Raw genomic sequence first — 17,272 nt, forward strand, 5'->3', positions numbered from 1 at the left:
TATCAGCCATCCCCTCGATCGCCTTCACCAAAATTTCAACATCCTTTCGAAATTTGACGTTTACGCAAACGTCAATATTTTGTAAGGATAGCCAGTGGCCGGAATCTGAGGTCCGGCGGCGAATTGGAGGAATTCGAGAAATGCCAGTCTATAAGGCCCCGGTGAACGATACACTCTTCGTCCTGAACGATGTGCTCGGGCTGGAGCGCTATAACAATCTCCCGGGCTATGCCGATGCCACGCCCGACATGATCGAGGCGATCGTCGGCGAGGCGGCCAAGATGTCGGAGGAAGTGCTCTTCCCGCTCAACTATTCCGGCGATCAGGAAGGCTGCGTGCGCCATGACGATGGCACGGTCTCGACGCCGAAGGGATTCAAGGAGGCCTATCGCGCCTATCGCGAAGGTGGCTGGCTCGGCCTGGCGGTGCCGGAGGTGTTCGGCGGGCAGGGGCTTCCCTATGTGCTGCACTGCGCCGTCGGCGAATATACCTCCGCCGCCAACATGTCGCTGATGATGTATCCGGGCCTGACACAGGGCGCGATCGCCGCCATCCTCGTCCACGGTTCGGACGCGCAGAAGCAGACCTATCTGCCGAAGATGGTCGAGGGCACCTGGTCCGGCACCATGAACCTCACGGAACCGCATTGCGGAACCGATCTCGGCCTGCTGCGCACCAAGGCGGTGCCGCAGGCAGACGGCAGCTACAAGATTTCCGGGCAGAAGATCTTCATCTCCGCCGGCGAGCACGACATGACTGACAATATCGTCCATCTCGTCCTCGCCCGCATCGAAGGCGCGCCTGAAGGCACCAAGGGTATCTCGCTGTTCATCGTGCCGAAATTCCTCGTCAAGCAAGACGGTTCGCTCGGCGCGCGCAATCCGGTCTCCTGCGGCGCGATCGAGCACAAGATGGGTATCCACGGCAACGCCACATGCGTCATGAATTATGACGAGGCCACGGGCTTCCTGATCGGCGCCGAAAACAAGGGCCTCAACGCCATGTTCGTCATGATGAACGAGGCGCGTCTCGGCGTTGGCCTGCAGGGTCTCTCCGTCGCTGAAATCGCCTATCAGAATGCCGCCAACTATGCCCGCGAGCGCATCCAGGGCCGTTCGCTTTCCGGCCCGAAAGCACCGGACAAGAAGGCCGATCCGATCATCGTCCATCCCGATATCCGCCGCTCGCTGATGACGATCCGCGCCTTCAACGAAGCCGGCCGCGCCTTTCTGCTTTGGACGGCGCTGAAGTCCGATATCGCCCATCGCTCTCCTGATGAGAAGGAGCGTCAGTCGGCCGACGATATCCTTGGCCTTGCGACGCCGATCCTCAAGGGTGTCATGACCGACAAGGGCTTCGAACACGCCGTCATGGCGCAGCAGGTCTTCGGCGGCCATGGCTATATCGAAGAGCATGGCATGAGCCAGTATGTCCGCGATGCCCGCATCGCCATGATCTACGAAGGTGCCAACGGCATCCAGGCTCTCGATCTCGTCGGCCGCAAGCTGGCGCTGAACGGCGGCCGGGCGGTTATGGCGCTCTTCAAGGAGATTGGCGATTTCTGCGAGGAAAACCGCAACGACGAGCAGATGGCTTTCTACACCAAGCATCTGAAGAAGGGCTTGAACGACGTTCAGGCCGCGACCATGTGGTTCATGCAGAACGCTATGGCCAAGCCCGACAATGCCGGCGCCGGCTCGACCGACTACATGCATCTCTTCGGCCTCGTCGTCCTCGGCTACATGTGGGCGAAGATGGCAAAGGCGGCGCAGACGGGCCTTGCGAACGGCGACAGCGCGCGCGAGGATTATCTGAAGAACAAGCTTGTCACGGCGCGGTTCTACATGGAGCGCATCATGCCGGAAACGGCATTGCGTAAGACCCGCATCGAAACCGGCGCCGACACGATGATGGAAATGGCGGCGGAAGCTTTTTGAGTTCTACCGTCTCCCCGAGGGGAGAAGGGGAATTCGCGGCTTTGGTCGCTATATACTGAGTTCGAAGGCGGCTTGCCGCCGCAGGGAGATGAGACATGACCGAGGTTTTCATTTACGACCATGTGCGCACGCCGCGCGGGCGGGGCAAGAAGGATGGGGCGCTGCACGAAGTGCCGTCCGTCCGCCTCGCCGCCAAGACGCTGGAGGCGATCCGCGACCGCAACGGCCTCGATACCGAGACGGTGGACGACATCATCATGGGCTGCGTCGATCCGGTCATGGAAGCCGGCGCCGTCATTCCGAGGGGCGCCGCCTTCGAGGCAGGCTATTCCACAAAGGCCCCCGGCATGCAGATCTCGCGCTTCTGCGCCTCCGGCCTCGATGCCGTGAATTTCGGCGCAGCCAAGATCGCGCAAGGGGCTGACGATATAGTCATTGCCGGCGGTGTCGAAAGCATGTCGCGCGTTGGTTTGGGCATGTCCGGCGGTGCCTGGTTCATGGATCCTTCGGTCAACTTCCCGGCCTATTTCATGCCGCAGGGCGTATCGGCCGATCTCATCGCCACCAAATACGGCTTCTCCCGCGACGACGTCGATGCCTATGCCGTCGAGAGCCAGAAGCGCGCCGCCAATGCCTGGGAGAAGGGTTATTTCAACAATTCCGTCATTGCGGTCAAGGATATCAACGGCCTGACCATTCTTGACCGCGACGAGCACATGCGCCCCGGCACGGACATGCAGGCGCTCGCCTCGCTCAATCCGTCTTTCCAGATGCCGGGCGAAATGGGCGGCTTCGAAGCCGTCGGCATCCAGGCGCATCCGGAAGTGGAGCGCATCAACTACGTCCATCACGCTGGCAATTCCTCGGGCATCGTCGATGGCGCCGCCGCCGTGCTGCTCGGCTCCAAGGCAGGCGGTCAGAGCATGGGGCTGAAGCCGCGCGGCCGTATCAAGGCCTTTGCCAATGTCGGCTCCGACCCGGCGCTGATGCTGACCGGCCCGGTGGACGTCACCGAAAAGCTCCTGAAGCGCAGCGGCATGTCGCTTGCCGACATTGATCTCTTCGAGCTCAACGAAGCCTTCGCCGCCGTCGTGCTGCGCTACATGCAGGCTTTCGAGATTCCGCATGACAAGATCAACGTCAACGGCGGCGCCATCGCCATGGGCCATCCGCTCGGTGCTACCGGCGCGATGATCCTCGGCACCGTGCTGGACGAGCTGGAGCGCCGCGATCTCAACACGGCGCTCGTTACACTCTGCATCGGCGCCGGCATGGGCACCGCCACGATCGTCGAACGCGTCTGAGGAGGGGAAACCAATGACTTACACGAATTTCACCGTCGAGACCGACGCGGACGGCATCGCACTCGTTACCTGGGACATGCCCGGCAAGTCCATGAACGTCTTTACCGCCGAAATTCTCGAAGAGCTGAACGCCATCATCGACGCGACCGTCGCCGATGCCGCCGTCAAGGGTGTGGTCTTCACCTCGGGCAAATCCTCCTTCTCCGGCGGCGCCGATCTGTCGATGATCAAGTCCATGTTCTCCTTCTATCGGGAGGAGAAAGCCAAGGATCCGGCCGCGGCAACCCAGAAGCTCTTCGATCTAGTCGGGCGCATGACCGGCCTGTTCCGCAAGCTCGAAACCTGCGGCAAGCCCTGGGTTTCGGCCATCAACGGCACCTGCATGGGCGGCGCCTTCGAGCTATCGCTCGCCTGCCACGGCCGTGTCGCTTCCAGCGCCAAGAGCGTCAAGATCGCCCTGCCAGAGGTCAAGGTCGGCATTTTCCCCGGCGCTGGCGGCACGCAGCGCATCGCGCGGCTGACGGATGCGCAATCTGCCCTGCAGATGATGACGACCGGCCAGTCGCTGACGGCGGCGCGCGCCAAGGCGATGAACCTGGTGCATCAGGTGGTCGAGCCGGATCAACTGATCCCGGCCGCCAAGCAGATGATCAAGGACGGTTTGAAGCCTGTCGCTCCCTGGGACGAGAAGGGCTTCAAGGCGCCGGGTGGCGGCATCTGGACGCCAGCGGCGGCTCAGCTCTGGCCGGCGGCGCCGGCGATCCTGCGCCGCGAGACCTCAGGCAATTATCCGGCCGCACTCGCCATCCTCAAATGCGTCTACGAAGGCCTCCAGGTTCCGTTCGATACCGGCCTGAAGATCGAGCAGCGCTACTTCACCCATGTTCTGCAGACCACCGAAGCCTATTCGATGATCCGCTCGCTGTTCATCTCCATGCAGGAACTCGGCAAGGGCGCCCGCCGCCCGGCCGGGCAACCGAAGACGGAGCTGAAGAAGGTCGGCGTCGTCGGCGCCGGCTTCATGGGTGCTTCCATCGCCTATGTCACCGCGGCCGCGGGCATTTCGGTCACGCTCATCGATCGCGATATCGATGCCGCGACCAAGGGCAAGGGTGTCGGCGAGGGTCTGGTCAAGGATTCGATCGGTAAGGGAAGGCTGACGCAAGACGAGGGCGCAGCCCTGCTTTCCCGCATCACGCCATCGGCCGATTATTCCGATCTGAAGGATTCCGACCTTGTCATCGAAGCGGTGTTCGAGGATCGCGAGGTCAAGAAGGCCGTTGTCGAGGCCGTCGAAGCCGTGCTGCCGGCCGGCGCCGTCTTCGCGTCCAACACCTCGACGCTGCCGATCACAGGTCTTGCCAAGAATTGCAAGCGCCCCTCCGATTTCATCGGCATCCATTTCTTCTCGCCGGTCGAGAAGATGATGCTGACGGAAGTCATCTTGGGCAAGGAAACCGGCGATCATGCGCTCGCTGTCGCACTCGATTACGTCGCCGCCATCAAAAAGACCCCGATCGTCGTCAACGACACACGCGGCTTCTTCGTCAATCGCTGCGTCTTCCGTTATATCCATGAAGCCTACGACATGCTGATTGAAGGCGTGCCCGCGGCGATGATCGAGAATGCCGCCAAGATGGCCGGCATGCCTGTGGGACCTCTGGCGCTGAACGACGAGGTCGCCATCGATCTTTCCTACAAGATCCTGAAGGCGACTGTCGCCGATCTCGGCGAGAAGGCGGTCGATCCGCGTCACATGCAGCTGATCAGCCGTCTTGTGGAAGGCGAGGGCCGTCTCGGCCGCAAGAATTCCAAGGGCTTCTACGACTATCCGCCGAAGCCGGCCAAGAAGTCCCTCTGGCCGGGCCTGAAGGATCTCTATCCGCAGAAGAAGGCCGATGAGGTCGATGTCGGCGTGCTGAAGCAGCGCTTCCTCGCCACCATCGCGCTCGAGGCGGCTCGCACCATCGAAGAGGGTATCGTCACCGATCCGCGCGAGGCCGATGTCGGCTCCATCCTCGGCTTCGGCTTCGCCCCCTATACCGGCGGCGCGCTGTCCTACATCGACGGCATGGGCGTCAAGGCTTTCGTAGAGCTTTGCGAAAAGCTGGCAGCTACCTACGGCCCACATTTCCAGCCGACCGCGCTGCTGAAGGATATGGCCGCGAAGGGCGAGACCTTCTACGGGCGCTTCGATCCCTACGGCGCCAAGAAGGCGGCTTGAACCAACAAGCCATAATGGCAACAAATAATGGGTCGCTCCTGTCGGGAGCGGCCCTTTTCGTTCGTCCTCTGCCTGGGTCTAATCAAACCGAGGAGAATGACATGATCGAGATTATCGGCAATCACGACGAGGCAGAAGCCATCAACGCAATGCTTGCAAGCTGGGCGTCCGCGCTTGGCAACAAGGACGCCGCCGGCGTCGTCAGGCATTTGAGCGACGATACTGTCAGCTTCACCTTGGCCGCACCTCTGGTGCACAAAGGTAAGGGCGAAAAGGGCCTGGAAGCCTGGTTTTCGACCTGGGAAGGACCGATCGGCGGCGATGCCGTCGATGTGAGACTGACCGTCGGCGGGGATGCCGCCTTCTGGACCGGCCTTGTACATATGACCGGCAGGAAGACGGACGGCGTCGAAGGCGATCTATGGTTTCGCCAGACACTCGGCCTCAGAAAGGAGGCAGGCATCTGGAAGATCGTTCACGAGCATACGTCGGTGCCGTTTGCGATGGACGGCAGCGGCCTTGCCGAACTTGAGCTTAAACCGTAAGCATAATCTTACCATACACTTAGTGGTTTCTCTCGATCGGTGCGTAATGCCAGCACACCCCAGCCGACGAGCAGAAGGATCGCCGCCGCGTAGATATCTGCGGCTTCAGCAAATCCGAGTGCCCTCGACAGGAAGCCGGCCAGGATGGCGGGCAGGCTGAAGGCAAGATAGCTCTGGATGTAGAAGGCAGAGAGCAGCCCGGCGCGCTCGTCCGGCTTTGCCAGCGGCATGATGCTGCGAACCGTGCCGAGGAAGGCCGCGCCGAAGCCCGAGCCGGCGATCAGCGTTCCCGCGGCGAGGATTGAGACCTCGGCTGCATGCATGCCGGCGATAACGGTCAGTATGCCGAGCGTCATGGTCGGTATGCCGAATCTCATGATCGTGGTGGCGGATTTCTTGCGTAGCAGGAAGACGGCGGCAGCACCGCTGATCGTCAAGGCCGCGACCACGGAGCCGCCGACCAGCGGCGCCGTGCTGCCGGTCGTCGTGCTGACAAGCGAAGGCACCAGCGACAGATAGAAGCCGGCAAGCGCCCAGACGGCGATGTTGATCGGCGTCAGTGCCAGCAGCGTCCGGCGCGCCTGCTCGGGAACGGCAACTTTCGGCTTCAGTGATGCGACTAAGCCGGCTCGTCGGTTCGTTGTCTCAGGCACCAGCCATAGAAGCACGGCTTGCAGGATGAGAAGGACGAGTGTGACGATATAGACGAGCAGGGTCGGCGCCGGCGCAAACTGAACCAGGAAGCCCGTGGCGAGCGCACCGATCGCCATGCCGACAAGCGGGGCAAGGCTGTTGGTGATCGATCCCTTGATCGGATCGAGATCGACAAGGGCGGCACCGATGGAACTGACCGCGGTGCCTGTCGCAAAGCCCTGCACGATGCGGGCGGCAATCAGCCAATCCGGACCCCTGGCCATTAAAAATAGCGCTATCGCCACCATATTGAGGAGGATCGAAGCGAAGATAACCGGGCGACGGCCGAGATGGTCGGAAATCGAGCCGACGATGAGCAGCGCGGCGAGAAGGGAGAAGGCGTAGACGGCGAAGATCACCGTGAGCAGCACCGGCGAGAAGGCGAAGGCTTGCTGGTAAAGGCGGTAGAGAGGTGTCGGTGCGGACGAGGCGGCCAAAAACAGGGCGCTGGTCGCGGCATAGTAGGACGGCGCCAGGCGTCTGGCTGGCGAAATCGGTGCGCTGGCGGTGGAATGGGGCGAGGTCATCGACTATATCCTAGCCTAAAGCTAAAAGATTGCGTTAGGCGCATATAGGATGCCCAACGTACAAAAGCAAATAATTTGCCTTAGTGAATGGCGCCTGGTCATTCACCAGCGGCAAAAGGGAAAGATTGGCAAAGGCTTATGGGCTACAGAGAAAATCCCCGCCCCGGCGGGCGCAGTGCCAGAGTGCAGGCGGCCGTGCATCAATCCGTCCGCGACATGCTGGCGACGATGGATCGCGCCGACATCACCATCCCTTTGATCGCGCAGCGCGCCAATGTCACGCCTTCTACGATCTATCGCCGCTGGGGCGATCTTCAAGAGCTTCTGGCCGACGTTGCCGCCTCGCGCCTGCGGCCGGAAGGCGATCCGGCGAAAATAGGCAGCCCCCGCGAGGATCTGGAAGCCTGGGCAGAGCAATATGCCGATGAAATGGCCTCCGGTGTCGGGCGGCAAATGCTGCGCGACATTCTTTCGGCCGCCGACGTGGCGAATGCTGAGAAGTGCAGCGGTTATACGCAGCAGCAGCTTGCTGTTTTCATTACACGCGCCAAGGAGCGAGGCGAGCCGTTTCCGGCTCTGACGGAACTGATGGACCACGTCATTTCGCCGATCATATATCGCATCCTTTTCGACCAGGCTCCCGGTCCGGATTATGTCCGTAAGTTGATCGCGAAGGTGATGTCGAAGGAACGTTAAGGATCTGAAGGATGGCCGTGAACGCGAAGCGACTCATCGAAGGTGCTTTGAAATCCATATCCGACTGCCCGTATTGCGTTGCTCGCAACTGACGAACACGTGCCTCGCGATATGCGCGGTAAAATTGCCGAGCCTATGGAATTATCGTGGGATATGCGCGTCTGGATAGGCTTCTGTGCCACTTTGCTGTTGAAAAATAAGGAAAAAGATGGTGCTAATCACCGACAGTGAATTCAACGGCAACGCGAAGGGGACTGCTCAATGCTTAATGAATTCAAGGCATTTATCGCCCGCGGCAATGTCATGGATCTCGCGGTCGGCGTGATCATCGGCGGCGCTTTCGGAGGTATCGTGAAATCGTTGGTTGACGATATCATCATGCCGATCGTCGGCGCGATCTTTGGCGGCTTCGACTTCTCGAACTATTTTATCGGCCTGTCCTCGGCGGTCAATGCGCCGACGCTCACCGCCGCCCGCGCGCAGGGCGCGGTTTTCGCCTATGGCAATTTCATCACCGTCCTCATCAACTTCCTCATCCTCGCCTGGATCATCTTTCTGATGGTCAAGGGCGTAAACACGCTGCGCACCCAGGTCGAGCGCAAGGAAGACAAGATTGCGGAGGCAGCACCGCCGCCGGCCGACGTTCAGCTGCTGACGGAAATCCGTGATCTTCTCGCGAAACGCTGAGGCTTGGCTCCGCCTCTTTTAAAAGCCTCGGTCCCGCAAGGGCTGGGGCTTTATTCATCACCAAAATCGATCATTCGCTAAGGCAAAGTCATGGGATTTGTCCGCCACTCTGCTTTATGAAAGCGGAAACCGGAGACTTTGCATGTCGATACTAGATAGCCTCAGCCCGCGCGCCCTCGCAGCCCCCGAAAGCGGGATCGTCGAAGTCGTCAATTATGCCCGCGGCCGCGAGGGCCTGCTGCCGCTCTGGGTCGGCGAGGGCGATCTTCCAACGCCGGATTTCATCAATCGCGCCGCCATGGCCTCGCTCAATGCCGGCGAAACCTTTTACACCTGGCAGCGCGGCATTCCGGAGCTGCGTCAGGCGCTCGCCGATTATTATGGCCGGCATTTCGGCACCTCGCTGCCGATGGAGCATTTCTATGTCGTTGGTTCCGGCATGCAGGCGATCCAGCTTTCCGTGCAGGCGATCACCTCTCCCGGCGACGAGATGATCTATCTCTCGCCGGCCTGGCCGAATATCGCTGCTGCTTTGGAGATATCAGGCGCCCGCTCCGTTCCCGTGCCGCTGGAATTCGAGCACGGCAAATGGTCGCTCGATCTCGGCCGGCTGGAGGCGGCGATCACGCCGAGGACCAAGGGCCTGTTCATCAATACGCCGTCCAACCCGACAGGCTGGACGGCGACCCATCAGGATCTCCGGGATATTCTGGCTCTGGCGCGCAAGCATGATCTGTGGATCATGGCCGACGAAATCTATGCGCTCTACTATTATGCCGGCGGTCGCGCGCCGAGTTTCCTGGACGTCAAGGAAGCCGACGACAAGATCCTCTTCGTCAATTCCTTCTCGAAAAACTGGTCGATGACCGGCTGGCGCGTCGGCTGGATCGTCGCGCCTGCCGAACTCGGGCAAGTGATCGAAAACCTCGTGCAATATTCGACCTCGGGCGTGGCGCAATTCATGCAGAAGGGTGCCGTGGCAGCGCTGAACGAGGGCGATGATTTCGTCCGCTCCAACATCGCCAAGGCGACCCGCTCGCGCGATATCCTCTGCGATGCGCTGATCGCCACCAATCGCGTGCAGACGCTGAAGCCGGATGGCGCGCTCTATTCCTTCCTGAAGATCGACGGCGTCACCGACAGCCGCAAGGCCGCCATCGATATCGTCGACAAGACCGGTGTCGGCCTTGCGCCCGGAACTGCCTTCGGAAAGGGCGGCGAGCTGTTCATGCGCGCCTGCTTCCTGCGTGATCCCGTGCAGGTGGCGGATGCGGCGGAAAGGCTGAGCCGGTATATTCAGGGGTTGTAGGAGCGGCCTGCGCGCTGCAACTAGCAGCGTTCGCTTTGGCCGGTCCTGATACCCCCCTCTGTCGCTTTCGCGACATCTCCCCCACAAGGGGGGAGATCGGAAACTCGTGGCGGCTTCTCGAACCCAACCAACATCGCATCTGTTGACTCCGAGGCTCATCGCTTTTGTGGGGTGTGCGACAAACTCCCAATGATCTCCCCCCTTGTGGGGGAGATGTCCCGATAGGGACAGAGGGGGTACTCTTCAAATCCCTCATAATAGTCAGCGCGCACCCAATCCATAAAATGCAATCGATCCGCGAAAGCCCAGCCTAACCATTCCCGCAATCTTTCCCGCCAGGCCTCCCGCTTTTAATCGATTTCGCAGGGGAAGCGGCCTCATATGGGGCCGGTAAGACTTGGCGGGGACGCGAAGAATGACGGTCTTGGTGACGGGCGGAGCCGGTTATATCGGCAGCCACATGGTCTGGAGATTGCTGGACGCGGGCGAGGACGTGGTGGTTCTCGATCGCCTGTCGACGGGTTTCCGTTGGGCTGTTCCACCGGCTGCCCGCTTCTATCTCGGCGATATCGCCGATGAAGCGCTCCTGCAGACGATTTTCGCTGAAAACCATATAGAGGCCATCATTCATTTCGCCGGCTCGGCCGTTGTTCCGGTGTCGATCGAGGACCCTCTTGCCTATTATGAGAACAATACCGGCAAGACCCGCATCCTCATGAGCGCCGCCGTCAGGGCTGGCATCCGCCATTTCGTCTTCTCTTCCACTGCCGCGGTCTACGGTCAGCAGCCGGCGGACAGGCCGGTCAGCGAAAACGCGCCGTTGCGGCCGGAATCGCCCTATGGCCAATCCAAGCTGATGTCTGAACTGATGCTGCGTGATGCCGCCGCAGCCTATGATTTCCGCTATGTGGCGCTGCGCTATTTCAATGTGGCCGGCGCCGATCCCGAGGGGCGGGCGGGCCAATCGACCAACGGTGCCACCCACCTGATCAAGGTCGCCTGCGAGGCGGCGCTCGACCGTCTCCCTCAGGTGGAAATATACGGTACGGACTATCCGACGCATGACGGTACCGGCGTTCGCGACTATATTCACGTGAGCGATCTCGTCGAGGCGCATCTGATGGCGTTGCAGCATCTGCGCGACGGCGGCCGTTCATTGGTCGCCAATTGCGGCTACGGTCAGGGTTATTCGGTTCTGGATGTGCTCAATATGGTGATGCGCGTCCATGGCCGCGCCTTTCGTATCCATATCGCGCCGCGCCGTCCCGGCGACATGGCCAGCATCGTCGCGGATGCGGCGCTTGCCCATCGCGAACTGGGCTGGACGCCGAAATACAATTGCCTGGAAACGATCGTGCGCTCGTCGCTGGATTGGGAGCTTCGTCTTGCCGAACGCTCCGATTTCGATGCTGCCGAGCTACTGCATAGCTCCTTAAATCGGAATCGATTTAAGGAAAAAATTATGCAGCAGATTTAAAGCGCTACAGCGCCGCTGCAAGCATCCTGTAGCAGGGCGAGCAGCGTCAGCCTTCGGTATTTCTCCAGGGGCCTAGAAAGGCCGGCGCGTTCTTGCGCACGGCTTCCGCCAGAAAATCGATGACGGTGCGCACGCGTGGCGACTGGCGCAGGTCGCGGTGGCATGTGATCCAGTAGTGGCGTCTGAGATCCACCTCATGCGGCAGGACGACCTGCAGGTCCGGATGCTTGCCGGCGATGAAAAACGGCAGCACGCACAGCCCCTGGCCGTTCTTCGTCGCCGTCAACTGCGCAAAGATGCTCGAGCTCTGGAATTGCGGCCTGATGCGGGGATGGACATCGTCGAGATAATCGAGGCCCGGCGCGAAGATCATATCCTCGATATAGCCGATGAAGGCGAAGTCAGGCAGGTCGTCGCGGCTTTCGATCGGTGGATGGCGGGCGAGGTAATCGCGCGATCCGTAGACCTGCAGGTGATAGTCAGTCAGCTTTTCGGTGAAGTAGGGTCCAGCCTTCGGCGGGTCGAGCACCACGACGATATCGGCTTCCTTGCGCGAGAGCGACATGATCTGCTGGATGGTGATCAGCTCCAGCGAGATATTCGGATGCCGGGCGGTGAATTCGGGCAGCACGCCGGTGAAGAAGAAGTTTGAAAAGCCCTCCGGCGCACTGATGCGCACGACACCCCTTTGTGCCGCTGGTCCTGCGGAAAGATCGGCGCGAAGGCGTTCGGTCTCCTGCTCCATGTGCTCGGCAGTATCGACGAAGCGCTGCCCCATGCTGGTCAGCATGTAGCCGCGTGGATTGCGTTCGAAGAGCTTGACCTTCAAGGCAAATTCCAGCCGGTCGATCCGGCGCGAGACCGTGGCGTGGCTGCTGCGCAATTGCCGCGCCGCGGTCGAAAGCTGCCCGGTTCGCGCAACGGCGAGGAAAAACTGCAAATCGTCCCAGGTAAAGTGCGGCGTGCGCTTCATGCATCCTCCTCTGTTCAAAAATGAACAGACATTGTTTGGAATTAATTGCAATCGCGACTTGCGTCAACGCGCGAATTCCGTGATCTTGCCCGTCGGGAAAAGTCGTTTTGAGGAAAGCGGCTGGCCAATTTTGAACAGATTCGTTTTTGCCAAATCTCTGGGAGGAGAGGATATGCGAAAGAGTCTTATTACGTCCGTTGCATTTCTGCTTGCAGCCAGCACCGCGGCCTTCGCCGCCGGTCCATCCGATGGTGTCGTCAAGATCGGCATTCTCAACGACCAGTCCGGCGTCTATGCGGATTTCGGCGGCAAATCGTCGGTAGAGGCCGCCAAGATGGCCGCCGAGGATTTTGGCGGCAAGATTCTCGGCGTGCCGATCGAGATCGTCGACGCCGACCACCAGAACAAGCCCGACATCGCCTCCAACATCGCCCGCCAATGGTATGACCAGGACAAGGTCGACGCCATCATGGAGCTGACGACCTCTTCGGTCGCGCTCGCCGTGCAGGCGGTCGGCAAGGAAAAGAAGAAGATCGATATCGTCACGGGTGCGGCGACGACGGATCTCACCGGCAAGCAGTGCTCGCCCTACGGCTTCCATTGGGCCTATGACACGCATGCCCTGGCCGTCGGCACCGGCGGCGCGCTCGTCAAGCAGGGCGGCGACACCTGGTTCTTCCTGACCGCCGACTACGCCTTCGGCTATTCGCTCGAGCAGCAGACCGGCGATTACGTCAAGGCGAGCGGCGGCAAGATCCTGGGCTCCGTCCGCCATCCGCTGTCGACGAATGATTTCTCGTCCTTCCTGCTGCAGGCCCAATCGTCGGGCGCCAAGGTCATCGGTCTTGCCAATGCCGGCCTCGATACCTCCAACGCCATCAAGCAGGCCTCGGAATTCGGCATCACCCAGGGCGGCCAGCATCTGGCGGCGCTGCTCTTCACGCTGGCCGAAGTCCATGGCCTCGGCCTGCAGGCGGCTCAAGGCCTGACGCTGACGGAAGGCTATTACTGGAACCTTGATGACAAGAGCCGTGAATTCGGCAAGCGCTTCTTTGCCCGCACCGGCAAGATGCCGAACATGATCCATGCCGGCACTTATTCCGCCGTGATGCAATATCTGAAGGCGGTGCAGAAGGCAGGCACCGACGATACCGAGGCCGTCGCCAAGGAACTGCATGAAATGCCCGTCGACGATTTCTTCGGTCGCGGCGGCACGGTCGGCGCCAACGGCCGCATGATCCACGATATGTATCTGCTTCAGGTCAAGAAGCCTGAAGAGAGCAAGGAGCCGTGGGATTATTTCAATGTGCTGGCAACGATTCCCGGCAAGGAAGCCTATATCGATCCGGCCAAGAGCGGCTGCAACCTCGTCAAGCAATAGGGCTTAGACCAGCTTATGGCGATGTCCGCGACACATCAGCAGGAAGAGCCCCGGGTGGTCCTATCCGCCCGGGGACTGCGCCGCGATTTCGGCGGCTTCACCGCCGTCAAGAATGTCGATCTCGACGTGCATCACGCCCGCGTCCACGCGTTGATCGGCCCGAACGGCGCCGGTAAGACGACGGTGTTCAATCTGCTCACCAAGTTCCTGCAGCCGACGCATGGCACGATCACGCTGCTTGGCACCGATATCACCCGGACGAGACCCGACAAGGTCGCACGCATGGGTCTCGTGCGTTCCTTCCAGATTTCGGCCGTCTTTCCGCATCTGACGGTTCTGGACAATGTTCGTGTTGCATTGCAGCGGCCAAGCAATCTCGCCCATCAGTTCTGGCGCCCGCTTTCGGCCCTTGACAGCCTCAACGCCCGTGCCGAGCAGCTCCTAGTGTCGGTAGGCCTCTCGAAGGAGCGCGATGCCATCGCCGCCGACCTTTCCTATGGCCGCAAGCGCGTGCTGGAGATCGCGACCACGCTTGCGCTCGATCCGAAAGTGCTGCTGCTCGACGAGCCGATGGCCGGCATGGGGCTGGAGGATGTGAATACCGTCTCCGCCATCATTCGCGATGTCGCGCGCGACAGGGCAGTCCTCATGGTGGAGCACAATCTCTCCGTCGTTGCCGATATCTGCCACCATGTCACAGTTCTGCAGCGCGGCGAGATCCTGGCCCAGGGCGATTATGGCACCGTCAGCCGGGATCCGCGCGTCCGCGAAGCCTATATGGGCACGGAGGAGGCTTGACGATGGCCCCACTTCTGGAAGTTCAGGGCCTCAATGCCTGGTATGGCGAAAGCCATATCCTGCACGGCGTCGACATGCGTGTGGGCGAGGGGGAAACCATCACCATCCTCGGCCGCAACGGCGTCGGCAAGACGACGACGCTGCGCACCATTGTCGGCATCGTCCGCGCCCGCAAGGGCAGGATCACCTTCGCGGGCAGGGACATGATGCAGGTGCCGCTGCACAAGACGGCGCATCAGGGCATTGGCTTCGTGCCAGAGGAGCGCGGCATCTTCTCGACGCTCAGCGTCTATGAAAACCTGATGCTGCCGCCCGTCGTCGCCGCTGGCGGCATGACGCTCGATGAGATCTTCGAGCTGTTTCCCAATCTGCATGAACGGCGCAACAGTGTCGGCACCAGGCTTTCGGGCGGCGAGCAGCAGATGCTCGCCATGGCCCGCATTCTGCGCACCGGCGTTCGCATGCTATTGCTCGACGAGCCTACGGAGGGTCTTGCTCCCGTTATCGTCCAGCGCATCGGTGAGGTCCTGCAGAAGCTAAAGGGCCGTGGCATGACCATATTGCTCGTCGAGCAGAATTTCCGCTTCGCCAGCCGCATCGCCGATCGCTTCTACGTGATGGATCACGGCCAGATGATCTCGGAATTTCCGGTCGGCGAACTCACAGAGCGCATGGATATGCTGCATAAGGTTCTGGGGGTCTGAGCCATGACGACGATATTCGGCATTCCCGCCCAGGCGCTTCTCGGTCAGTTGCTGATCGGTCTCATCAACGGCTCCTTCTATGCGCTCCTAAGCCTCGGCTTGGCGATCATCTTCGGCATGCTGCGGGTGATCAATTTCGCCCATGGCGCGCTCTATATGCTCGGCGCCTTCACGGCGTATCTGCTGCTTGCCTATGCCGGCATCGGCTATTGGCCAGCCCTCGTTCTGGCACCGCTGATCGTCGGCCTGTTCGGCGCGCTGGTCGAGCGTTTCTGCCTGCGCCGGCTCTACGGGATCGATCCGCTCTACGGATTGCTCTTCACCTTCGGCATGGCGCTGACCATCGAGGGAACCTTCCGTTATCTCTATGGCTCCTCCGGCCAGCCCTATGCCGTCCCGACGGAATTGGCGGGCGCGAGGAATATCGGCTTCATGTTCCTGCCCGTCTATCGCGGCTGGGTTGTCATCGCCTCGCTGGTCGTCTGCATCGGCACCTGGCTGCTGATCGAGAAGACGAAGCTCGGCGCCTATCTGCGTGCCGCGACCGAGAACTCCACGCTCGTCCAGGTTTTCGGCGTCAACGTGCCGGTGTTGCTGACGCTCACCTACGGCTTCGGCGTCGCGCTCGCCGCCTTTGCCGGTGTGCTGGCCGCGCCGATCTACCAGGTCTCGCCGCTGATGGGATCGAACATGATCATCATCGTCTTTGCCGTTGTGGTCGTCGGCGGCATGGGCTCGATCATGGGCGCGATCGTCACAGGGTATATGCTTGGGATTGCCGAGGGCCTCACCAAGGTTTTCTATCCTGAAGCCTCGAATATCGTCATCTTCGTGATCATGGCAATTGTGCTGCTGCTGAGGCCTGCAGGTCTCTTCGGTCGGGAGGCGTGATATGGCTGGATTAATCAGCTTGAGTTCCAAGGAGCGTCCGAAGCTTTCCGTGCAGAAGCTGCTTTTGGTCGTCGGCCTCGTCGGCTTGATCTGGGCGCCGTTCTTCATCTACCCGATCTTCGTCATGAAGGTGCTCTGCTTCGCGCTGTTTGCCTGTGCCTTCAATCTGCTGCTCGGCTATGCCGGCCTGCTCTCCTTTGGTCATGCCACCTTCTTCGGCGGCGCGGCCTATTTCACGGCCCACGCGGTGAAGGAATGGGGCCTCCCGCCCGAACTGGGCATCCTGATCGGCGTTGCCGGCGCGTCGCTGCTCGGTTTCGTCATGGGCTTCGTCGCCATCCGCCGGCAGGGCATCTATTTCGCCATGATCACGCTGGCGCTGTCCTACATGTTCTATTTCTTCTGCCTGCAGGCGGAATTCACCCATGGCGAGGATGGCATTCAGTCGGTGCCGCGCGGCTACCTCTTCGGCGTCCTCGATCTCAACAACTCCTTCAACATGTATTACTTCGTCCTTGCCGTTTTCCTGATCGGCGTGCTGATCATCTGGCGCTTCATCAATTCGCCCTTCGGCATGATCCTGAAGTCGATCCGCGAGAACGAGCAGAGGGCGATCTCGCTCGGCTATTCCGTCGCCCGTTACAAGCTCGGCGCCTTCGTCATGTCGGCCGCACTGGCCGGCCTTGCGGGTGCCGTCAAGGCGCTGGTCTTCCAGTTCGCGACACTCACCGATGTCGCCTGGCAGATGTCCGGCGAGGTCATCCTCATGACGCTTCTCGGCGGCATCGGGACGCTGATCGGCCCGCTTTTCGGCGCGGGTTTCGTGGCGACGCTGGAAAACTACCTCGCGACCTCTGAGTTCCCGGTCACCATCATCACCGGCATCGTCTTCATGGTTTGCGTCCTGCTCTTCCGCCGCGGCATCGTCGGCGAATTCTATGCCTCGCGGCTGGGACGGAAATTGGGGTTTGAATATCGGCGGTGACTGCTTGATTTTCCTTCTCCCCGTAAGCGGGGAGAAGGTGCCCGGAGGGCGGATGAGGGGCCGCACGGACTTCCAGCGAATACGGAATTTGCAGGGTCTTCCTGCCCCTCACCCTAACCCTCTCTTTGCGCGCAGGGAGAG

At 60.8% G+C, this 17,272-nt stretch carries 15 protein-coding genes; 13 read left to right on the top strand and 2 right to left on the bottom strand.

Features of this window, described 5'->3' with window-relative positions:
- Window positions 1–140 precede the first annotated feature (140 nt).
- The 4 genes from HGP12_RS19480 (at window position 141) to HGP12_RS19495 (ending at window position 6,010) form a co-directional block, all read left to right on the top strand.
- The gene (locus tag HGP12_RS19480) at window positions 141–1,937 is read left to right on the top strand and encodes an acyl-CoA dehydrogenase C-terminal domain-containing protein (protein ID WP_168841070.1); all 1,797 of its coding nucleotides are present in this window, start codon (window positions 141–143) and stop codon (window positions 1,935–1,937) included.
- 95 nt (window positions 1,938–2,032) lie between these two features.
- On the top strand, window positions 2,033–3,241 hold the full coding sequence (locus tag HGP12_RS19485; RefSeq protein ID WP_168879622.1) for an acetyl-CoA C-acetyltransferase: 1,209 nt from the start codon (window positions 2,033–2,035) through the stop codon (window positions 3,239–3,241).
- Window positions 3,242–3,254: 13 nt separating this feature from the next.
- Window positions 3,255–5,465: an FAD-dependent oxidoreductase gene (locus tag HGP12_RS19490; protein WP_168841068.1), complete on the top strand. Its 2,211-nt coding sequence runs from the start codon at window positions 3,255–3,257 to the stop codon at window positions 5,463–5,465.
- 101 nt (window positions 5,466–5,566) lie between these two features.
- Window positions 5,567–6,010, top strand: coding sequence for a YybH family protein (locus HGP12_RS19495; RefSeq protein ID WP_168841067.1), 444 nt, complete (start codon window positions 5,567–5,569; stop codon window positions 6,008–6,010).
- A gap of 8 nt (window positions 6,011–6,018) precedes the next feature.
- Here the strand turns inward: HGP12_RS19495 and HGP12_RS19500 are convergent, their stop codons facing one another.
- Window positions 6,019–7,230, bottom strand: coding sequence for an MFS transporter (locus HGP12_RS19500; RefSeq protein ID WP_168841066.1), 1,212 nt, complete (start codon window positions 7,228–7,230; stop codon window positions 6,019–6,021).
- 138 nt (window positions 7,231–7,368) lie between these two features.
- Here HGP12_RS19500 and HGP12_RS19505 point away from each other — a divergent pair, with 138 nt between their 5' ends.
- The 4 genes from HGP12_RS19505 to galE all read left to right on the top strand — a co-directional run bounded on the left by HGP12_RS19505 (window position 7,369) and on the right by galE (window position 11,399).
- Window positions 7,369–7,926: a TetR/AcrR family transcriptional regulator gene (locus HGP12_RS19505; protein WP_168841065.1), complete on the top strand. Its 558-nt coding sequence runs from the start codon at window positions 7,369–7,371 to the stop codon at window positions 7,924–7,926.
- A gap of 261 nt (window positions 7,927–8,187) precedes the next feature.
- Window positions 8,188–8,613, top strand: coding sequence for a large conductance mechanosensitive channel protein MscL (gene mscL / locus HGP12_RS19510; RefSeq protein ID WP_168841064.1), 426 nt, complete (start codon window positions 8,188–8,190; stop codon window positions 8,611–8,613).
- Between the two features lie 142 nt (window positions 8,614–8,755).
- Window positions 8,756–9,922, top strand: a complete 1,167-nt coding sequence (locus HGP12_RS19515; RefSeq protein WP_168841063.1) for a pyridoxal phosphate-dependent aminotransferase — start codon at window positions 8,756–8,758, stop codon at window positions 9,920–9,922.
- 415 nt (window positions 9,923–10,337) lie between these two features.
- Window positions 10,338–11,399, top strand: a complete 1,062-nt coding sequence (galE, locus tag HGP12_RS19520) for a UDP-glucose 4-epimerase GalE (protein ID WP_168841062.1) — start codon at window positions 10,338–10,340, stop codon at window positions 11,397–11,399.
- A 46-nt stretch (window positions 11,400–11,445) separates the two neighbouring features.
- Here the strand turns inward: galE and HGP12_RS19525 are convergent, their stop codons facing one another.
- Window positions 11,446–12,372 carry a LysR family transcriptional regulator gene (locus HGP12_RS19525; protein WP_168841061.1) on the bottom strand — a complete coding sequence of 309 codons (927 nt, stop codon included), beginning with the start codon at window positions 12,370–12,372 and terminating at the stop codon, window positions 11,446–11,448.
- A gap of 172 nt (window positions 12,373–12,544) precedes the next feature.
- Between HGP12_RS19525 and HGP12_RS19530 the strand changes: the two genes are divergently transcribed.
- From HGP12_RS19530 to HGP12_RS19550, 5 genes are read left to right on the top strand one after another with little or no spacing between them, the layout of a single operon-like run.
- Window positions 12,545–13,753, top strand: coding sequence for an ABC transporter substrate-binding protein (locus tag HGP12_RS19530; protein WP_168841060.1), 1,209 nt, complete (start codon window positions 12,545–12,547; stop codon window positions 13,751–13,753).
- Window positions 13,754–13,768: 15 nt separating this feature from the next.
- The gene (locus tag HGP12_RS19535; RefSeq protein ID WP_168841059.1) at window positions 13,769–14,551 is read left to right on the top strand and encodes an ABC transporter ATP-binding protein; all 783 of its coding nucleotides are present in this window, start codon (window positions 13,769–13,771) and stop codon (window positions 14,549–14,551) included.
- Between the two features lie 2 nt (window positions 14,552–14,553).
- Window positions 14,554–15,255, top strand: a complete 702-nt coding sequence (locus HGP12_RS19540) for an ABC transporter ATP-binding protein (protein ID WP_168841058.1) — start codon at window positions 14,554–14,556, stop codon at window positions 15,253–15,255.
- 3 nt (window positions 15,256–15,258) lie between these two features.
- Window positions 15,259–16,146, top strand: a complete 888-nt coding sequence (locus tag HGP12_RS19545; protein WP_168841057.1) for a branched-chain amino acid ABC transporter permease — start codon at window positions 15,259–15,261, stop codon at window positions 16,144–16,146.
- A gap of 1 nt (window position 16,147) precedes the next feature.
- Window positions 16,148–17,131 (top strand): branched-chain amino acid ABC transporter permease, encoded by a 984-nt coding sequence (locus HGP12_RS19550; protein WP_168841056.1) that lies wholly within the window; start codon window positions 16,148–16,150, stop codon window positions 17,129–17,131.
- The last annotated feature ends 141 nt before the right edge of the window (window positions 17,132–17,272 follow it).

The sequence above is a fragment of the Rhizobium sp. P28RR-XV genome, from assembly GCF_012641385.1.
Classification (GTDB): Bacteria; Pseudomonadota; Alphaproteobacteria; order Rhizobiales; family Rhizobiaceae; genus Rhizobium.

What these genes read in the sequence shown, in the direction of transcription:
- HGP12_RS19515 (WP_168841063.1), top strand. Translation starts at nt 8,756, where the DNA reads ATGTCGATACTAGATAGCCTCAGCCCGCGCGCCCTCGCAGCCCCCGAA.
- HGP12_RS19480 (WP_168841070.1), top strand. Translation starts at nt 141, where the DNA reads ATGCCAGTCTATAAGGCCCCGGTGAACGATACACTCTTCGTCCTGAAC.
- HGP12_RS19495 (WP_168841067.1), top strand. Translation starts at nt 5,567, where the DNA reads ATGATCGAGATTATCGGCAATCACGACGAGGCAGAAGCCATCAACGCA.
- galE (WP_168841062.1), top strand. Translation starts at nt 10,338, where the DNA reads ATGACGGTCTTGGTGACGGGCGGAGCCGGTTATATCGGCAGCCACATG.
- HGP12_RS19500 (WP_168841066.1), bottom strand. Translation starts at nt 7,230, where the DNA reads ATGACCTCGCCCCATTCCACCGCCAGCGCACCGATTTCGCCAGCCAGA.
- HGP12_RS19540 (WP_168841058.1), top strand. Translation starts at nt 14,554, where the DNA reads ATGGCCCCACTTCTGGAAGTTCAGGGCCTCAATGCCTGGTATGGCGAA.
- HGP12_RS19535 (WP_168841059.1), top strand. Translation starts at nt 13,769, where the DNA reads ATGGCGATGTCCGCGACACATCAGCAGGAAGAGCCCCGGGTGGTCCTA.
- HGP12_RS19530 (WP_168841060.1), top strand. Translation starts at nt 12,545, where the DNA reads ATGCGAAAGAGTCTTATTACGTCCGTTGCATTTCTGCTTGCAGCCAGC.
- HGP12_RS19545 (WP_168841057.1), top strand. Translation starts at nt 15,259, where the DNA reads ATGACGACGATATTCGGCATTCCCGCCCAGGCGCTTCTCGGTCAGTTG.
- HGP12_RS19550 (WP_168841056.1), top strand. Translation starts at nt 16,148, where the DNA reads ATGGCTGGATTAATCAGCTTGAGTTCCAAGGAGCGTCCGAAGCTTTCC.
- HGP12_RS19485 (WP_168879622.1), top strand. Translation starts at nt 2,033, where the DNA reads ATGACCGAGGTTTTCATTTACGACCATGTGCGCACGCCGCGCGGGCGG.
- HGP12_RS19490 (WP_168841068.1), top strand. Translation starts at nt 3,255, where the DNA reads ATGACTTACACGAATTTCACCGTCGAGACCGACGCGGACGGCATCGCA.
- HGP12_RS19505 (WP_168841065.1), top strand. Translation starts at nt 7,369, where the DNA reads ATGGGCTACAGAGAAAATCCCCGCCCCGGCGGGCGCAGTGCCAGAGTG.
- mscL (WP_168841064.1), top strand. Translation starts at nt 8,188, where the DNA reads ATGCTTAATGAATTCAAGGCATTTATCGCCCGCGGCAATGTCATGGAT.
- HGP12_RS19525 (WP_168841061.1), bottom strand. Translation starts at nt 12,372, where the DNA reads ATGAAGCGCACGCCGCACTTTACCTGGGACGATTTGCAGTTTTTCCTC.